This is a genomic window from Escherichia sp. KCJ4928, assembly GCF_004352695.1.
Taxonomy (GTDB): Bacteria; Pseudomonadota; Gammaproteobacteria; order Enterobacterales; family Enterobacteriaceae; genus ECMA0423.
This window is the reverse complement of the sequence record NZ_SJWV01000444.1, coordinates 1-1,012: the sequence shown is the minus strand read 5'-3', so window position 1 is coordinate 1,012 and position 1,012 is coordinate 1. Positions and strand designations below refer to the sequence as shown.

The 1,012-nt window shown below is 43.5% G+C and carries 2 pseudogenes; both read right to left on the bottom strand.

Annotated features, from left to right (window positions below):
• Positions 1–360: pseudogene (ycdU, locus tag E0D98_RS24705) on the bottom strand (protein YcdU); the annotation flags it as partial.
• Positions 357–884, bottom strand: a pseudogene (locus E0D98_RS24700) (ACP S-malonyltransferase); the annotation flags it as partial. The pseudogenes E0D98_RS24700 and ycdU, both read right to left, overlap by 4 nt.
• Positions 885–1,012: the final 128 nt, after the last annotated feature.

The following is a 1,012-nucleotide window of genomic DNA, read 5'->3' as shown; positions in this document are numbered from 1 at the left end:
TAACGAGGGTAGAAGCTGGTATAGCCCCCAACTCATTGCACTCAACATGATTAACGACAGAAATCCTGCCACCAGAGGTTGTGTAAGAAATAATTCTATTTTGTGGTTCTGCTTTTTCTTAAACCACGAAAAATCGATATTCTTCGTGACGCATTTATAAGCCCAGTACGCCTTGAGATCAAAAATAAAATTATACAGCACCAGGGCCAGAATCCCACTAACTACACCAATATCCTCTGATGGAAAAGTAAACCCTGCATTCTTCCAATAAAAGCCTATCAGAATAAGTCCAATAGCATAAATGTATATCAGATTTCGTTTATCCTGAAAGCGAATAAAAGTTAAATAATCAGGAATCATTTGAATACCTTTGCATCACTAAATGCTTTACGACAATGCATAACTCGTTGCTGATCCACGCCAGCAAAATCATTTAACATATTCCCCAAATAGGGCTTATTACTTATTTCAAGGAAAGCTACCGGGGTTGGCATATTCAGAAATGTATCGAAAGATTCAGTCCATTTCACCGTATGAGTTAAGTGTAATGAGAGATTTTCTTTGATAATTGACGGAGCGACCTCGCTTTTTGCTGTTACGTTCATCAGAACCTGATGCTCTGGCGAAGCGATATCCAGTCCGGCAAGATAATCGCGCATTGCCTGAACGCCGTCTTCCATCAAACGCGTGTGCCAGGCACCGCTCACACCGAGTTTAACCGGTTCGTATCCAGCGGCCATCAGCAGCGTGGCAAATTCATTCAACGCAGCCTGCGTTCCCCCAATAACCTGCTGGCGCGGCGTGTTATCACAGCTAATATCCAGCGCAATGCCTGATTCCGTAATCATCGTCTGCAGTTGTTCGCGGTTGATGCCTTTAACCGCCTGATCTTACCCAGCAATAGTGGACACGCGGCTAAGTGAGTAAACTCTCAGTCAGAGGTGACTCACATGACAAAAACAGTATCAACCAGTAAAAAACCCCGTAAACAGCATTCGCCTGAATTTCGCAG